Source organism: Micromonospora sp. NPDC049900 (assembly GCF_044461025.1).
Lineage (GTDB): Bacteria > Actinomycetota > Actinomycetes > Mycobacteriales > Micromonosporaceae > Micromonospora.
In genome coordinates this window covers 251,920-268,186 of sequence record NZ_JBITKM010000007.1, presented here as the reverse complement: position 1 = coordinate 268,186, position 16,267 = coordinate 251,920, and the positions used below count along the sequence as shown (strand labels likewise).

Genomic DNA, 16,267 nt, shown 5'->3' with positions numbered 1-16,267 from the left:
CACCTGTGGGCATGGCGCGGGGGAGGGTTCCGTGGCTCGGAACCCTCCCCCGCAGGTGCGGGTCGGATCAGCCGGTGAATCGGAAGTAGGTGCGGTACTGGAAGCCGTTGTCCAGGGTCAGGACGAACTCACGGCAGGTGCCGGCCCAGGCGGGGTCGGTCTTCCAGACGTAGTTGTACTGGCCCCTGGCGTTGGCGGACATGCGGGAGTTGCCGGGATTGACGGCGGCCACCGGAAGCGGTCGCGGCGTGACCGAACCGTCCGGGTTGACCGTCTGCAGGGTGTCGCAGTCGACCAGGCGGGAGTACGGCGAGTTGCTGGCCAGGATGTCCAGCCCCCGGTTCGCGGCGAGTTGGAACTTCATCGGTGCCGCGTCCCCGGCGGGCAGCGTGTTCAGGCCGGGCGCTGCGGTGCGGCCGACGAAGTCGCCCCGGCAGGACGGGTGGGTGTCGAACGCCTCGGTGTTGTCGTCCCGGTTGGTGGTGCCCTGCACCGCGCTGTAGCCGAGACCCCGGCGGGCGAACGAGGCCCACAGGGTGCAGGCGTTGTCGCCGCCGGTCAGCGCCGCGTCGGCGGCGATGATGGCGTTGCGGCCGACCACGAAGCCCGGCCCGCAGCCCTGCATCTTCAACCCGTCCATGACGAGCTGCATGGCGAGGTTGTTGCCGCCGGTGTTCCAGGCGCCGTAGACGTTCGGGTTCAGGCCGTGCCGGTCGATCAGGTCCCAGGTGACGTCCCAGAGGACGGCGGCCCAACCGTGCCCGATGCCGTGCGGCGCGGCCAGCGACGTGCCGTTCAGCCAGCCGCCGGTCTTGATGCTGTCGTAGGTGAACGGCTGGGTCTCCATGTTGCGCGAGTACGGCCGGGGGCGCAGTCCGTTGCCGGTGCGGTCGGACTGGTACAGCACGTACGGCACCAGGCCCCGCGAGCCGTCGGCGGTGTCGAGGGCCGGGTCGAGCAGCGTGGTGATCGCGAAGAAGTCGCTCCAGCCCTCGCCCATCTGCTCGTTGCCGGTCAGGCAGTTGATCCCCGGACCACCGGTCAGCCGCAGCGAGATGCCGTGGCCGTACTCGTGGATGATGATGCCGGCGTCGAGGTCGCCGTCGCGCATGCCGGGGTGGCTGGGATGCTTGCGGACCGACCCGGTGACCGTGCCGCCGGCGATCGCGGCCTTGAGCGCGGTGCCGTCGGCCTGGGTGACCGCCACCGCCGGGATGGCGACCGGCGCGGTCGTCATGGCACCGGTGAGCACCGGCGCGGCGCCGGCCGCGTTGTGCGCGACCACCACCGCGTCGGCGCCGAGCGACTCGGCGATCTGGGTGCGCAGCAGGTAGGTGCAGGCGGTGGTGCCGCCGTCGACCACCGCGACCCAGCCGTCCTCGGGCAGCGAGGCCGGGTACGACGAGGCGGCGCAGCCGGTGCCGCCGTACACGAACGGGCGGGCGGGCAGGCCGGCGCTGGTCGGCGCCGGGCTGTAACGCGACCAGGTGGCGTCGAACGCCCCGACCCCGTCGACGACGACCTGGTTCTGGGCGCCGAACTGGTTGCCCGGCCACAGGTACATCTGCATCCGGGGCGTGCCCACGCCGTCCACCGCCGGGGTGGAGAAGTTGGCGTTGTTCGTGCCGCCGCCGTCGGCGGCCTCGGCGCGGACGTAGTCGCCGCCGACCCCGCCGCGGCCGTAGTTGTTGGCCTGGAAGTTCCCGGACGCCTCGTCGAAGCCGTAGCGGTACGAGACGTCGTGGATGATGTTGTTCCAGTAGAACAGGTTGGCGGTGGCCGCGTCCCGGTAGCTCTGCGGGTTCTCGCCCAGGTCGAGCGGGAAGTTGAAGGTCAGGTTCGGGCCGCCGTCCGGGCTGCTGCCGAAGTCCGGTGCGTTGTTGTTGTCCTGGTCCTGGTATGCGTGGACGTTGTTGCCCTGGGTGGTGGTGAACTCCGGACCGGGCACGCCGTCCGTGTCGTGCCACCCGTACGGCGAGGCCAGCGCGTCCGCCGGGTCGGTCACCACGGCACGGGGGCCGTCGTTCGGGCTCTCCGTCGGGTAACCGTAGACGTGGTAGCTCGACCCGTCCCGCACCGGGTCGGGCGTGCCGAGCGGACCGCTGCGCCGGACCGGCATCGTCCGGCCGGAGACCGGGTGCAGGGTCTCGGCGAGGTCGTCGGTGTGCTCGTGGGTGGTCCAGTCGTCGGCACCGAGCAGGTCGCCGCTCTCCGCGTCGACGGTGGCGTTCCAGAGGTGCGCGTCGGTGGCGTCGTCGATGACGAGTTGCCAGGCGAGGCGGAGCCCGGCGTCGGTGGGCTGCCAGCCGAGCTTGGCCGGGATGGGCTCGGCGGAGATGCCGCTGCCGCTGACGACGGTGCCCTGCGCCGGGCCGCCGGTGCGGCTCATCACCCGGGTGTTGGTGGGCGTGGGCAGGTCCAGGGCGTCGGCGGCGGCCTCGACGGCGTCGACGGCGTCCAGGTCGGGGGTGGTGGCCCCGCCGGTCAAACCGGCCACGAGGGTGTCGCCGACGAAGACGACGCTGCCGTCGCGGGCGACGTTGACCGTCGCGGTGGCCCCGAAGATCTCCAGCTTCTCGTGGCGCTGGGCGAGGTTGACGTGGGTGACGCCGGTGTGCCGGCTGGTGTAGCTGGACAGCACGGCGAGGTCACCGAGGTCGGCGGCGGTCACCCCGTGCCGGGCCGGGTTGGCGCGCAGGTAGGCGGCGGCGATGTCCTCCGGGGCGCCCTGGCTCGGGCCGGTCAGGAAGATCTCGTTGGACTTGAGGGGTCCCTCCGGGGCTGCCGCGGCGGGCTTCGCGGCGACCGAGGTCAACGAGGCGACGAGGGCGGTGGACAGCAGCAACGCGCCGCTGCGGCGAGCGCGTGACGAGCGGGGTTGTCGGGGCACTTCTGCTCCTTCGGGGGTGGAAAGGACAGCACGGAGCGCCGATCCACGACCGGGCGGCCCGTCACGGCGGCCGTGACGCTCGCGGTGCGGTCACGGTGCGTGACCGTGGCCGTGCGAGGTGGATCGCGTCGACGCTACGGCGCAGCTCACGGCCGGTCATCCGACGGATGTTCAAACATTTCGATCTATGGCTCCTACGTCTGTCGTGCGACCGTCCTGAGCTGCGGCAATGCGTCGTCGGCCCGTACGCCGCGTACGTAGACACTGTGTGTATAGCCCACGTGTATAGTGGCGCTCATGTCTGTCGGTTACGCCCTACTGGGTCTGCTGGAGCAGGGCCCGCGCCACGGTTACGACCTCAAGCGTTCCTACGACGACCAGTTCGGTCGCGGACGGTCGCTGCACTACGGGCAGGTCTACGCCACGCTCGCCCGGCTGCTCAAGAACGGTCTCGTCGAGGTCCGGTCCGAGCCCGGCGAGGGCCCGGACCGCAAGCGGTACGCGATCACCGAGGCCGGCGTCACCGACGTCGAGCAGTGGCTGGCCCGACCGGAGCAGCCCGAGGTCTACCTCCAGAGCAAGCTCTACACCAAGGTCGTGCTGGCGCTGCTGACCGACCGTGACGCGGCCGACCTGCTCGACGTGCAGCGCGCCGCGCACCTGGCGCAGATGCGGGAGCTGACCCACCGCAAGCTCGCCGGTGACCTGGCCGACCAGCTCGTCTGTGACCACGCCCTGTTCCACCTGGAAGCCGACCTGCGCTGGCTGGAGCTGACCGCCGCCCGGCTGGACCAGCTCCGCGCGCAGGTGCGAGAGGAGACGCGATGAAGCCCGCCACGGAGGCCCCACTGCTGGAGGCGGAGGACCTGGTCAAGACGTACGGCGCCACCACGGCGCTGGACGGCGCGTCGCTGCGGGTGCACGCCGGTGAGGTGCTCGCCCTGATGGGCCCGTCCGGCTCCGGCAAGTCCACCCTGCTGCACTGCCTGGCCGGGATCGTCGTGCCGGACTCCGGCCGGGTCCGCTACGCCGGCCAGGATCTGGTCACCCTGTCCGACCAGCGCCGGAGTGCGCTGCGGCGGACCGACTTCGGGTTCGTGTTCCAGTTCGGGCAGCTCGTCCCGGAGCTGACCTGTCTGGAGAACGTGGCGCTGCCGTTGCGGCTGTCCGGCGTACGGCGGCGGGAGGCGGCACGCCGCGCGACCGACGCGTTGGCCCGGTTGGAGGTCGGCGACGTGGCGGGCAAGCGCCCCGGGGAGGTCTCCGGCGGCCAGGGCCAGCGGGTGGCGGTGGCCCGCGCCCTGATCACCGGCCCTCGGGTGATCTTCGCCGACGAGCCGACCGGTGCGCTGGACTCGCTCAACGGCGAGCGGGTGATGCGACTCTTCGTCGAGGCGGCCCGGCAGACCGGTGCCGCGGTCGTGCTCGTCACGCACGAGGCGCGGGTGGCCGCGTACTCCGACCGGGAGGTCGTGGTGCGTGACGGCAAGGTCCGCACTCCGGCGCACGTCCGATGAGCGCCGGGACGCGGCGCGGCGCGGCGGGCTGGTTCGACGACCTGGCGCTGGGCGTACGGCTCAGCGTGGCGGGCGGCCGGTCCGGCTGGGCCCGACTGACCCTGATCTCGGTCGGCGTGGGCCTCGGTGTGGTGCTGCTGCTGACCGTCGCCGCCCTGCCCACGCTGGCCGCCGCGCGTGGTGAACGGGAGGCGGCGCGCCTGCCCGGGCCGGTGGTGTCCGCGTCCGGGCCGGACACCCTGCTGACCGTCGACGTGGAGTCCCGCTACCGGGGCACCGACGTCAACGGCTGGCTGGTGCGGCCCGAGGGGGAGCGGACGCCGCTGCCGCCCGGTGTCGACCGCCGGTTGGCCCCGGGGGAGATGGTCGTCTCGCCGGCCCTGGCCGAGCTGCTCGACTCGCCCGAGGGCGCGTTGCTGCGGGAGCGGTGGGGCGGTCGGGTGGTCGGCACCATCGGCGCCGACGGGCTCGCCGGCCCGGGTGAGCGTCTCTTCTACCTGGGCTCGGAGCAGGTGGACGAGGAGACTCCCGGCGCCCGGCGGATCGACGCGTACGGCGGTGACGGCCGGCAGGAATCCGCAGGAGTGACTCCGGTGCTGCTGGTACTGGGCGTACTGGGCCTGGTGGTCCTGCTGCTGCCAGTGATGATTTTCGTGACCACGGCGGTGCGGTTCGGCAGTGCGGCCCGCGACCGCCAACTCGCCGCGATTCGGCTGGTCGGCGCGGACAGCGCGATGACCCGGCGGGTGGCGGCGGGGGAGAGCCTGGTCGGCGCGGTGCTCGGGTTGGCCCTCGGGGCGCTCGCCTTCCTCGGCGTCCGTGGGGTGGCCGGCGACCTGCTGCCGCCCGGGTTCAGCTTCTTCACCGTCGACCTGCGTCCGGTGCCTGGGTTGGCGTTGCTGGTCGTGGTGCTGGTGCCGACCGTCGCGGTTTTGGTCACCCTCTCCGCGCTGCGGCAGGTGGTGATCGAGCCGCTCGGGGTGGTCCGACGCGGCGGCGAGCGACACCGTCGGTTCTGGTGGCGGCCCCTGCCCTCGCTGGTCGGACTCCTTCTGCTCTACCCGCTGCTCGGCGGCCTCACCGAGCAGGCCGGCGGCCTGCTGGTGGAGCTGCAACTCGCCGCCGGGGCGACGCTGCTGCTGGTCGGGGTGGTGCTGCTCCTGCCGTGGCTGGTGCAGGCGACGGTACGGCGGCTGGGTGGCGGCGGCGTGGCGTGGCAGCTCGCGGTACGCCGGTTGCAACTCGACAGCGACACCGCGGTCCGGGCCGTCTCCGGCATCGCGGTGTCGGTGGCCGGCGTGATCGCCGTGCAGGGAGTGCTCGGCGCGGCGCAGGCGTACGGCGCGAGCGACCTGAGTCCCGACGACGACTTCCAGGCCGTGGTCTACGTGTACGAGCAGGGCACGCCCGACGGTCCCGCGCGGACCTGGGCCGAGGCGCTGGCCGAGACGGTCGGGGTCCGGGCCGCCAGCGGGCTGGCGGACCTGGGCACCGCCCCGGACGCGGCCCAGGTCCACCGGGTCTACGTCGCCGACTGCGCGGCCCTGCGCCAGTACGCCGAGCTGCCCTCCTGCGCCGACGGTGACAGCTTCGCCGGCCCGGGCGGCGCGTCGACGGAGGCGGGCACCACGCTCACCTTCGACGACGGCGGTACGCCGATCCGCTGGACGGTGCCCACCGGGGTCCCCACGGTCCGGCAGTACTCCACGATGGTGGTGGCGGACTTCCTGCTCACCCCGGGAGCGTTGCAGGTGCCGCCGGTCAATCCGGGCACCGTGCTCGTCGCGTACGACCCGGCCGACCGGGACGCGGTGGAGCGGTTGCGCAACACCGTCGCGCAGGTGGACCCGACGGCGGTCGTGCAGACGTTCGAGGAGCGCCGCACCTCCTCGGTGCTGGCCGGTTACCAGCAGGCGCTGCAGATCGGCGCGGTCGTCCTGCTGCTGGTCATCGGCGCGAGCATGCTGGTCAACATCCTCGAACAGTTGCGCGAGCGGCGGCGGCCGTTGGCGGTGCTCAGCGCGTTCGGCGTCCGCCGCCGCAGCCTCTCCGGGTCGGTGCTCTACCAGGTGGCGATCCCGGTGACGCTGGGCATGCTGCTGGCGGTCGTGACCGGAAGCGCGGTGGCGGCCCTGCTCCAGTCGGTCGCCGGTATCTCCGTCGGCGTCAACTGGGCGGCCATCGCCGGAGTGTCCGGCACCGCCGCGGTGCTGGTGCTCGTGGTCACCGCCGCCAGCCTGCCACTGCTGTGGCGGTTGACCCGGGCCGAGGGGCTACGCAGCGAATAGCCGGCTTGACCCTGATGCCGGCTGTCCTCTCCCTGGTGACGGTCATGTTCGTCGACGCGCGGCAGGACGTCGCTGCTGGCCGTCGTGGTGGGCCTGGCCGCCAGCAGGCTTTCGTGCCCGCCGAGTGAAAGTTGACGCCGGAACGCACAGAAGTATCGACGGCTTGTGATATACGGGCTACGCTCCGAGCGAATCGTCGTCGATCCGAGGGGTGGCCATGTCCCGACGTACCGGAAGGCCCTCCTACCTGCTGACCCCACCCGCCCCGGCGGCCCGGCCCTCCGGCTGGTCGATCCTCGGCGCGGTCGCGGCCGTGCTGGTGGTGGCCCTGGTGGGCGGGCTGGTCGGGTTCACCCTGGGACGACCGGACGAGACCGACTCGCGGATCGCCGACATGCGGGCGGCAGAGGTCGAACGGGACGCGCGCCAGATCGTCGAACTGACCGACCTGGCGCGCCGGACCGGTCAGGAGATGGCACCGATCCTGGTGGCCGTGCGGGAGACCGGGGAGTCCGGCCGGGCCCCCGAGCCGACGCAGCTCGACCAGTGGCGGCAGACCATGCGTCGGCTCACCGAGCAGTACGCCGACCCGCCGTCGGGCACCACGGCCACCAACGTCGCCCGGGGCGGCCTGCGCAGCGCGGTGGCCCAGGCCACCGTCGCGGTCGACGCGGTCGCCCTGGCGGCGTCCGCTCCCGACGCCCGGCGGCGCGACCACCTGGCGCTGGCTGCCCGGCAGGCCACCCTCGCCGCCACCACCTGGTCGGTGGCCGCCACGCAGCTCGACCAGATCAACATCGACGCCGGCAACGGCCACCAGCACGTGCACCTCGACGCCGGTGAGGCCGACGGCGCCCTTACCCCGGACGGCGCCGCAGAGGGCACCGGCGGCTGACGGGCTGTTCGCCCACCGCCGGTCCGACTACCGTTGCGGGGCGGCGACGGGTCGCGGACCGGGGGTGGACGACATGGGTGCCGGCGCGCTTCTCGCCGTCAGCGACCTGCACGTGGGCTACGCCGAGAACCGGCGGATCGCGGCGGAGCTGCGACCACGCTCCGACGAGGACTGGCTGCTCGTGGCCGGGGACGTCGGCGACGCGTACGCCGATGTGGAGTGGACACTGCGAACCCTCGCCGAGCGGTTCCACACCGTGGTCTGGGCACCGGGCAACCACGAACTGTGGACCCCCCGGCACGACCCGGTGGACCTGCGCGGCGAGCAGCGGTACGACCACCTCGTCGAACTGTGCCGCGCGCTCGGCGTGCACACCCCGCAGGACGAGTACCCCCTCTGGCGGGGCCCCGGCGGGCCGGTGGTCGTCGCCCCGCTGTTCGTCGGCTACGACTACTCGTTCCGGGCCCCCGGCACCACCACCAAGGAGGAGTCGCTGGCGCGGGCGTACGCCACCGGGATCGTCTGCACCGACGAGTTCATGCTGCACCCGGATCCGCATCCGAGTCGCGACGCCTGGTGCCGGGCGCGGGTGGCGTACACCCGACAGCGGCTGGACGCCTGCGACCCGGGTCTGCCGACCGTCCTGGTCAACCACTATCCGTTGGTCCGCGAGCCGACCGACGTGCTGCGCCACCCGGAGTTCGCCCAGTGGTGCGGGACGGAGCTGACCGCCGACTGGCACGTCCGCTACCGGGCGGCGGCGGTGGTCTACGGTCACCTGCACATCCCCCGGACCACCTGGCACGACGGGGTGCCGTTCCAGGAGGTGTCGCTGGGCTACCCGCGCGAGTGGCAGCCACGGGGCGGGCGACCCGAGCTGCCGCGTGCGGTGGTGTTCGGTGGTGGGTCCGCGACCCCTACGCCGGACGTGGGCAGCGGGCGTGCCGGCTGAGCCTCAGCCCTCGGTCCACCCGTGCCGGGTGGCGATCCTGATCACCTGGTCCCGCAGCCGGACGATCTGACCCGCGGTGAGATCCGGGGCGGCCTGGATGAACGCCTCGGTCACCTCCGTCCGCAGCGCCGCGACGGAGAGCACGTCACAGGTGGCGTCCTCGTCGTACTCCTCGGTGTCGGCGGTGGTGACCGGGGCGGCGAGCGGGCGGCGCTCCGACGCGACGACCCGGACGTCGTAGCCCTTGAGGCCCCGCTCGCCCTCCTTGATCTGGAACTCCACCCGGGTGCCCGGTGTGATCGCCTGCTTGCCCTCCATCAGGTCGTTCGCGTGCACGAAGACGTCCTCGCCGCCCTCCTCCGGGGCGATGAACCCGTACCCCTTCACCTCGTCGAAACGCACCACGCGCCCTACCGCCACAGCACTTTCCCTCCGCTGAACCGCCACCCGCCGTGGTACCCCGCGCCCCGGCCCGTGCCGGACCGTCGCCGCTCATCGGCGGCGGTACAGCGGAAGCCCTCGGTGAGTGCAGCCTACGTCCGGGGGCCGGTCCGGACCATCGTCCGGGCCGGGTCCACCGTCCACTCAGTGCGCGTCCCAGCGGGCGAGATCGCGCAGCCACGCCTGCGCCGAACCGTCCGACGGTGCCCGCCAGTCGCCGCGCGGGGACAGCGAACCACCGGCGACGACCTTCGGGCCGTTCGGCATCGCCGAGCGCTTGAACTGGGCGAAGCCGAAGAAGCGGCGGCAGAAGACCTCCAGCCAGCGGCGGATCTCCGGCAGGTCGTAGCCGACCCGCTTGTGCTCGGGGAAGTTGGGCGGCCAACTGCCCGCCGCCGGGTCGTGCCAGGCGTGCCAGGCCAGGAAGGCGATCTTCGACGGCCGGAAGCCGTACCGCAGCACGTGGAAGAGGGTGAAGTCCTGCAACGCGTACGGGCCGATGGTGCTCTCGGTCGACTGGAGTTCCGCGCCCGGCACCAGTTCCGGGCTGATCTCGGTGTCCAGCACCGCGCGCAGCGTCTCGCCCACCTCCTCGTCGAACTGGCCGCTGCCGATCACCCACCGGATCAGGTGCTGGATGAGGGTCTTCGGCAGGCCCGCGTTGACGTTGTAGTGGCTCATCTGGTCGCCGACGCCGTACGTGCACCAGCCCAGCGCCAACTCGGACAGGTCGCCGGTGCCGAGCACGATCCCGCCGCGCTGGTTGGCCAGCCGGAACAGGTAGTCGGTGCGTAGCCCGGCCTGCACGTTCTCGAACGTCACGTCGTAGACCGGTTCGCCGGCACCGAACGGATGGCCGAGTTCCTGGAGCATCAGCCGCGCGGTGGCGGTGATGTCCAGCTCGGCCGCGGTGATCCCGAGCGAGCGCATCAGCTTGTGGGCGTTGTCCCGGGTGTGCGCGCTGGTCGCGAAGCCCGGCATGGTGAACCCGAGGATGTCGCTGCGCGGGCGGCCCGCCCGGTCCATCGCCCGCGCCGCGACGATCAACGCGTGGGTCGAGTCCAGGCCGCCGGACACCCCGATGACGACCTTCGGGTCGCCGGTCGCCGCCAGCCGCTGGTGCAGGCCGGCGACCTGGATGTGATACGCCTCGTAGCAGTCCTGCGCCAGACGCGCCGCATCCGACGGCACGAACGGGTACCGCTCGACCCGCCGCCGCAGCCCCAGGTCCCGCGTCGGCGGCTCCAGCCGGAACCGCACCTCGCGGAAGCCGCCGGTCCGCTCCGCGTGCGCCCGCCGGTTGTCGTCGAAGGTGCCCATCCGGAGCCGTTCCTGCCGCAACAGGTCCAGGTCGACGTCGGCCACCGCGTGCCGCTCGTCGGCCGGGAACCGGTCGGTCTCGGCGAGCAGCACACCGTTCTCGTAGATCATCGTCTGGCCGTCCCAGGACAGGTCCGTGGTGGACTCGCCCAGGCCCGCCGCCGCGTAGACGTACGCCGCCAGGCAGCGGGCCGACGCCGACCGGCACAGCAGTCGACGGTCCTCGGCCCGACCCACCGTGATCGGGCTGCCGGAGAGGTTGACCAGGACGGTCGCGCCGGCCAACGCCGCCTCGGCGCTCGGCGGCACCGGCACCCACAGGTCCTCGCAGACCTCGGCGTACAGCACCAGGCCCGGCACGTCCTCGGCGGTGAACAGCAGGTCCACCCCGAACGGCACCTCGACGCCGCCGAGCCGGATCGTCCCGCCGCGCTCGTCGACCCCCGCGCCGATCTGCCGGGCCTCGTAGAACTCCCGATAGTTCGGAACGTACGACTTCGGCGCCACGCCCAGCACCCGACCCCGGTGCACCAGTACCGCGCAGTTGTAGACCCGGCCCCGGTGCCGCAGCGGCGCACCGACGACGAGCACCGGCAGCAGCTCCGCCGACTCCGCGACCAGGTGCGCCAGCGCCGCCTCCACCTCGTCCAGCACCGCGTCCTGGAGCAGGAGATCCTCGATCGAGTAGCCGCACAGGCCCAGTTCCGGGAAGACCGCCACGGCCACCCCCTCGGCGGCGCACCGGCGGGCCTGCCGCAGGACGGCCTCGGCGTTGGCGGTGGGCTCGGCGATACGCGTACGCCCGGTGCAGGCGGCGACCCGGACGAACCCGTGCTGGTAGACGGAGCGGAAGTTCACCGCCCCATCATCGCCGACCCCCGACCCGGCCCCGGCTGGGACCCGACCGGGGCCGGGTCATCGACGCCGCCGGGTGAGCGACCGGTTCCACCTGGTGACCACCCGTTCGTCGGATTGCGCCTGCCGGGTCCGATCATCATGATCGGACCGGCCGGACCGCCGACACCGGGGTCCGACGCGTTCGCGCCGGTCACCGCGGTCTCGCGGCGCGCAGGTGCGGCACCGGAGGGTCGGGGAATGAGCAGTGGCGTCGTGGCGGGTCTCGTCGGCGGGCTGCTCTGCCTGCTGGGGGTGGCCGTGCTCGGCTGGGCGACGGTCGCCTACAACCGGCTGGTCCGTCGCCGCAACCAGGTGCAGGCCTCCTGGGCCCAGATCGACGTGCAGCTCAGCCGCCGACACGACCTGATCCCCAACCTGGTCGAGACGGTCAAGGGGTACGCGGCGCACGAACGCGACGCGTTGACGGCGGTCTCCGCGGCCCGCAGCGGTGCGCTGGCCGCCGCCACCACGCCCGGCCCCACCGGTCGCGCCGGTGCCGAGACCGTGCTGACCGAGGCGGTCGGTCGGCTGCTCGCGCTCGCCGAGGCGTACCCGGACCTGCGCGCCGACCACCAGTTCGCGGCGTTGCAGGCCGAACTGTCCCGCACCGAGGACCGCATCGCCTACGCCCGGCAGTTCTACAACAGCGCGGTGCAGACGTACAACACCACCGTGCAGTCGGTGCCCACCAACCTGATCGCCGGTGCGGCCGGCTTCCGCACGCGGGACTACTTCGAGGCCGGGACGGGCGAGCGTGGTGCCGTCGGAGTCGGCTTCGCGGACGGCGGCACGTGATGGACGGCCGTCTCCTGCTCGACCTGACGGTGGGCCTGGGCGCCCTCGTCGGCTGGCTGCTGCTCTACGGCGTCGTCCGGTGGGTCACCCGGCCCGCCGCCGTGGCACCCGCGCCGGCCACCCCGGATCTCGGTGCCGAATCGCCCGCCGTGGTCAACCTGTTGGTCAACCGTTGGTCGCTGACCGAGGACGCCGCCGAGGCGACCCTGCTCGACCTCGCCGCCCGGAGTTTCCTGGAGATCCGCCAACCCGGCGACGACCCGAGGCAGAGCACCGTCCACCTGCCGGCGGCTGCGCCGGACGAGGCCGCACTGCGCCCGTACGAGCGCGAGGTGCTCGACCGGGTCCGCGCACTGGCGGTGGACGGCGTCCTGCCGCTGACCGCGCTGACCTTCCGCGACGAGACCCGGGCCCGGGCGTGGAACCGGCGGCTGCGCGGGCAGGTGATCGCCGACGCCCGTGCCGCCGGCCTGTCCCGGCGGCGCTTCGGTCCACGCGTGACCGGTCTGCTGGTCGGCGCGGCGCTGGCCGCCGCCGCGGTGGTCGGGCTGGCCGCGCTGCACCTCGCGAGCTGGCATCCGACCTCGGGCAACCACGCGTTCATCGCCGGGATCGCGGTGTTCGTCCTGCTCTCCACGCTGGCCGGGGCGTCACCGGGCGAACGCGACACGGCGCTCGGCCGTCAGGTGGCGGCCCGGTGGCTCGGTGTGCGGGACTGGCTGCGCGGGCACGAGCAGTTCGACGAACTGCCCCCGGCCGCGGTGGTGATCTGGGACCGCTACCTCGGCTACGGTGCCGCCGTCGGGGCCACCCGCCTGGCCAGCACGGTGCTCGACCTCGGCCTGGGCGACCGCACCTCGGTCTGGTCGTCGTACGGCGGCAGGTGGCACCGGATACGCGTCCGCTACCCCCGGCTGCTGCCCCGCTACGGCCGGTCGGCACCGCGTCTGCTGGCCGGCGGCGTGATCGGCGTCGCCGTCGGCGCCTTCCTGCTCGACGCCTTCGGTCCCACGTTCACCCTCACTCCGTCGACGGTGAACCAGGCCGCCCGGATCTTCGACCTGGTGCGCAACGGCGTCACCGTGGTGGTGGTCCTGGTGCTGCTATCCGGCCTGCACACCGTGGTCCGCACCCTGCTGGACCTGGCCACCGAGCGCACCGTCACCGGCGAGGTGCTCTGGATCGAGGTGTGGCGCAGCGTCGCCCGGGGCGAGAACAGCCCGCCCCGACCCTGGCTGCACTACCTGGCCGTGGACGACGGGACCGCCGACCGCACCACCGCGTGGGGACTGCCCAGCGAGTGGGCGACGCGCTGCCGCGACGGCGACGTGGTGACCCTGCGGGTACGTCCCTGGTCCCGGCGGGTGGTCGCGCTGTCGGTGGTCGGGCACGGCCGGTCCCGGCACACCACCGGCACGACCGTTCCCGACTCCGGTTCGCCGCCCGGACCGGGCAGCGGGTCAGCCGGTGGTGGACCCGGGCCGGTCGCGCCGACGCCCCCGCCGACCGCCACGCCCTGACCCCGGACGGTGGCCCGTGGACGACGGGTCCGAACCCGAACCGTTCCCGGCCCGGGCCTGCGCCTCCCGAGTGAGCATCGTGGCCCGCGAGGCGAGTTCGTCCACCCGCTCCCGCAGCCGCCGCACGGTGACCTCGCCCGCACCGGCGTCGGACAGTTCGCCGAGCAGCCGGGTGTAGTCGCTGACCAGCCGCGCGTAGCCCCGGCCGGTGCTGCGGGCGGAGATCCGGCCGTACCGCTGGTCGAGGTCGACGATCTGCTGCGCCAACCCGGCCGCCGCGGCACTGAGCGCGCTGCGCTCGTCGGCCTGCTCGTCGCGTCGGCGTCGCCGCTGCGCGGCCAGCCGCCCGGCCCGCCGACCGGCGATCCAGAGCGAGGCGGCACCGGCGACCACACCGCCGGCCGCCGCGCCGGCCAGCAGGTACCGGGGCAGCGACGGGCTGATCGTGCGAGCCCCGTCCGGGAGGTTGCCGGCGCGCACCAGCAGGTCGTAGTTGACCACGATGACCTTGAACGCCTCCAGCGGCCGGTCCACGAACGAGTCCACGCCCCGGCTGATGATCGTCTCCGCGACCATCGCGCGGCCGAAGTCCTTGCTGTCGCGCTGGCGGATGCGCGAGCAGCCGTAGGTGTCCCAGTCGTCGCCGTCGCGGCTCAACGCCAGCACCAGCGTGCCCTTCGCGGCCTGCCGGGTCTGGTCGCAGGCGTCCCGCAGGTCGTCGCCGGGCGCCATCAACAGCACCACCAGCCGCCGGTTGCCGATGATCCGCTCGGCGGCGGGCCGGTCCAGGTCCACTCCGGGGGCGACGTACGTCGACGAGGCGCGCACCTCGCGGGCGATCGGGCCGTCCAGGATCCCGCCCGACCACAGCGCCCACCCGGCCAGCACCAGACAGGCCAGCACCGCCCCGCCGAAGGTCGTGCCGACCAGCGCGGCCAGGCCGCGTCGCAGCGCGGCGGTCACGACAGCCTCCCCTGGAGGTAGAGGTCGGGGCGGTAGCCGGGAATGCCGGTCAGGCGGGCGGTCTCCTCCAGTTCCGCCGTCGCGTCGTCGAGCAACCGGCGGACGTGCCGCTCCGGTAGTCCCTCGTCGAGCGCCTTCCGGGCCGCTTCGAGCCTGCCGATGCCCCGGGTCAACGCGGGATTGCTGCGCGCGTCGGTGAGCAGCGACGCCTCGACCGCGAGCGCGGTGAGCCCGGCCAGCCGGGCCCGCACACCACCACGTTGCGGGTCACCCGGGCGGGTGCCGGAGCGGCGCAGCGACCGGATCGACAGCACCAGGAAGCCCGCCACGCAGGCCGCGAAGATCCAGGGCAGGGCGGGCAGCGCCACCCGCAGCGGATCCAGCGGGCGGTAGGGCAGCGGGCGGTCGAACAGGCCCGCGTACCGAATGTCGGTCACCCGGCCCAGGTAGACGCCGAGCACGTTCTGCTGCGGGTAGTCGTAGCGGCTGAGCCGGTCGCCGAAGTGGGCGTAGAAGCTGGTCGCGGCCAGCTCGGCGAAGTCCGCCGCGCCCGGACCGTGGTATTCGATCCAACTGCCGTACATCACCACCAGCGGCTGGTCCGGGAAGAGCCGGTGCAGCGCCGGACCGTACGCCGGGAGCGCCTCGCCGTACGGCTGGGCGGGCAGGGCGACGTACCAGGCGCCGTCGGGGAAGGCGGTGGGCGCGTCCTGCGGCACCTGGCGCAGGGTGGCACCCTCGGCGATGTGCAGCCCGTCGGCGTGCAGGTCGGCGGTGACCGCGTCGAGCTCCGTCCGACTCGGGTCGCGCCAGCGCAGCGTGTCCTCATCGGCCGGGCGCGGCACCTTGCGCAGCGCGGTGATCAACGTGACCAACTGGCCGGTGACGTCACCGGTGGCGAACTGGGCCCGCCAACCGGGCAGGGTGTCCGGGGTGGCCTGGAACATGCCGCCGCTGACCTGGGTGCCGATCACCCGGATCGTGGCGCTCCTGACCTCCCGTACCCGCTTGCGTTCCTCCTCGTCCAGGCCCGGCGGTGCGACCAGGATGCGGGTGTCGTCGTCGCCGATCGCGTCCCGCACCCGCTGCTCGTCCCATCGGGCGACGGCGCCCGGCAGGCGTACCACCGGGTCGGCGTCGACCAGGGCGGTCATCTCTTCGGTGGACGGCACGGTGGCGTCGCTCAGCTCACCGGCGGAGCCCTCCTCGACCCGCTTCGACACCGCCGGGGACTGGCCGTAGCTGACGTCGATGCTCTGCTGCTGGGCGAGCAGGAAGACCGCCAGCACGACCACCGCGACGGCGAGCAGTCCCCAGCGCAGCGGTTCGGTGCGTCGGATGCCCCGGGGCGCGGTCACCGCTGCGCCTGCCACAGCTCGTCGGCGCGGCGGGCGAGGTCGGCCGCCGCGCGGGCGGCCGTGACACCGCCGTGGTCGGCGGCGAGCAACTCGGCCCGGGTGAGCAGGCCGTCCGCCTCGGGTACGCGGGCACTCGTCGCGTCGCGGCTGACCGTGGCGCTGTCGATCGCGGCCCGCGCGGTCGACCAGGCCACCAGGCGGTCCTGCCGGCGCGTACGCAGGCGTGGCAGCAGGGTGGTGAGGACTCCGGCACCCAGCAGCAGTACGCCGCCGGAGAGCCAGGTGAGCAGGGATGGTGACATGTGCTCCCGCCATCCGAGGGGGTCGGTACGGCTACCTGTCTAGCGCACCGGTGCCAGCTCGTCGCAGGCCACCCCTGGTGCCGGGTGGTCCGGCCGGACCCGCGAGGGGTGCCGGCCGGACCGCTGCGG

At 73.4% G+C, this 16,267-nt stretch carries 13 protein-coding genes; 7 read left to right on the top strand and 6 right to left on the bottom strand.

The genetic code is table 11. The features are described from left to right. Positions 1-67 precede the first annotated feature (67 nt). Positions 68-2,890: a M36 family metallopeptidase gene (locus ACIBMZ_RS18515; RefSeq protein WP_396695258.1), complete on the bottom strand. Its 2,823-nt coding sequence runs from the start codon at positions 2,888-2,890 to the stop codon at positions 68-70. A gap of 297 nt (positions 2,891-3,187) precedes the next feature. Between ACIBMZ_RS18515 and ACIBMZ_RS18510 the strand changes: the two genes are divergently transcribed. From ACIBMZ_RS18510 to ACIBMZ_RS18490, 5 genes are all read left to right on the top strand, one after another. Continuing rightward, positions 3,188-3,718: a PadR family transcriptional regulator gene (locus tag ACIBMZ_RS18510; protein ID WP_396695256.1), complete on the top strand. Its 531-nt coding sequence runs from the start codon at positions 3,188-3,190 to the stop codon at positions 3,716-3,718. Beyond that, positions 3,715-4,407: an ABC transporter ATP-binding protein gene (locus ACIBMZ_RS18505; RefSeq protein WP_396695254.1), complete on the top strand. Its 693-nt coding sequence runs from the start codon at positions 3,715-3,717 to the stop codon at positions 4,405-4,407. The genes ACIBMZ_RS18510 and ACIBMZ_RS18505 overlap by 4 nt, the downstream gene beginning before the upstream one ends. Further along, positions 4,404-6,695: an FtsX-like permease family protein gene (locus ACIBMZ_RS18500; RefSeq protein WP_396695253.1), complete on the top strand. Its 2,292-nt coding sequence runs from the start codon at positions 4,404-4,406 to the stop codon at positions 6,693-6,695. Before ACIBMZ_RS18505 ends, ACIBMZ_RS18500 begins: the two co-directional genes overlap by 4 nt. A 217-nt stretch (positions 6,696-6,912) precedes the next feature. After that, positions 6,913-7,590, top strand: a complete 678-nt coding sequence (locus ACIBMZ_RS18495) for a hypothetical protein (protein WP_396695251.1) — start codon at positions 6,913-6,915, stop codon at positions 7,588-7,590. Positions 7,591-7,663: 73 nt separating this feature from the next. After that, positions 7,664-8,542 (top strand): metallophosphoesterase family protein, encoded by an 879-nt coding sequence (locus tag ACIBMZ_RS18490; protein ID WP_396695249.1) that lies wholly within the window; start codon positions 7,664-7,666, stop codon positions 8,540-8,542. Between the two features lie 3 nt (positions 8,543-8,545). Here the strand turns inward: ACIBMZ_RS18490 and ACIBMZ_RS18485 are convergent, their stop codons facing one another. Continuing rightward, on the bottom strand, positions 8,546-8,962 hold the full coding sequence (locus ACIBMZ_RS18485; protein WP_396695247.1) for a cold-shock protein: 417 nt from the start codon (positions 8,960-8,962) through the stop codon (positions 8,546-8,548). 165 nt (positions 8,963-9,127) lie between these two features. Continuing rightward, positions 9,128-11,161: an NAD(+) synthase gene (locus ACIBMZ_RS18480; protein WP_396695245.1), complete on the bottom strand. Its 2,034-nt coding sequence runs from the start codon at positions 11,159-11,161 to the stop codon at positions 9,128-9,130. A 237-nt stretch (positions 11,162-11,398) separates the two neighbouring features. On the opposite strand from ACIBMZ_RS18480, the gene ACIBMZ_RS18475 reads away from it, so the two are divergent. Both ACIBMZ_RS18475 and ACIBMZ_RS18470 read left to right on the top strand, forming a co-directional pair. Then, positions 11,399-11,995 carry a LemA family protein gene (locus ACIBMZ_RS18475; RefSeq protein WP_396695243.1) on the top strand — a complete coding sequence of 199 codons (597 nt, stop codon included), beginning with the start codon at positions 11,399-11,401 and terminating at the stop codon, positions 11,993-11,995. Beyond that, positions 11,995-13,515 (top strand): DUF2207 family protein, encoded by a 1,521-nt coding sequence (locus ACIBMZ_RS18470; RefSeq protein WP_396695241.1) that lies wholly within the window; start codon positions 11,995-11,997, stop codon positions 13,513-13,515. Before ACIBMZ_RS18475 ends, ACIBMZ_RS18470 begins: the two co-directional genes overlap by 1 nt. On the opposite strand, the gene ACIBMZ_RS18465 is transcribed toward ACIBMZ_RS18470, so the two are convergent. Genes ACIBMZ_RS18465 through ACIBMZ_RS18455 form a run of 3 tightly spaced genes read right to left on the bottom strand, consistent with a single transcriptional unit; the run spans position 13,456 to position 16,138 of the window. Further along, a complete protein-coding gene (locus tag ACIBMZ_RS18465) occupies positions 13,456-14,478 on the bottom strand; it encodes a hypothetical protein (RefSeq protein ID WP_396695239.1) in 1,023 nt (340 codons plus the stop codon). The two genes, ACIBMZ_RS18470 and ACIBMZ_RS18465, sit on opposite strands and share 60 nt — an antisense overlap. Next, positions 14,475-15,836 carry a hypothetical protein gene (locus tag ACIBMZ_RS18460; protein WP_396695237.1) on the bottom strand — a complete coding sequence of 454 codons (1,362 nt, stop codon included), beginning with the start codon at positions 15,834-15,836 and terminating at the stop codon, positions 14,475-14,477. The genes ACIBMZ_RS18465 and ACIBMZ_RS18460 overlap by 4 nt, the downstream gene beginning before the upstream one ends. Next, entirely contained in the window at positions 15,833-16,138 is a 306-nt protein-coding gene (locus ACIBMZ_RS18455; protein ID WP_396695235.1) for a DUF6403 family protein, read from the bottom strand. The genes ACIBMZ_RS18460 and ACIBMZ_RS18455 overlap by 4 nt, the downstream gene beginning before the upstream one ends. Positions 16,139-16,267 lie beyond the last annotated feature (129 nt).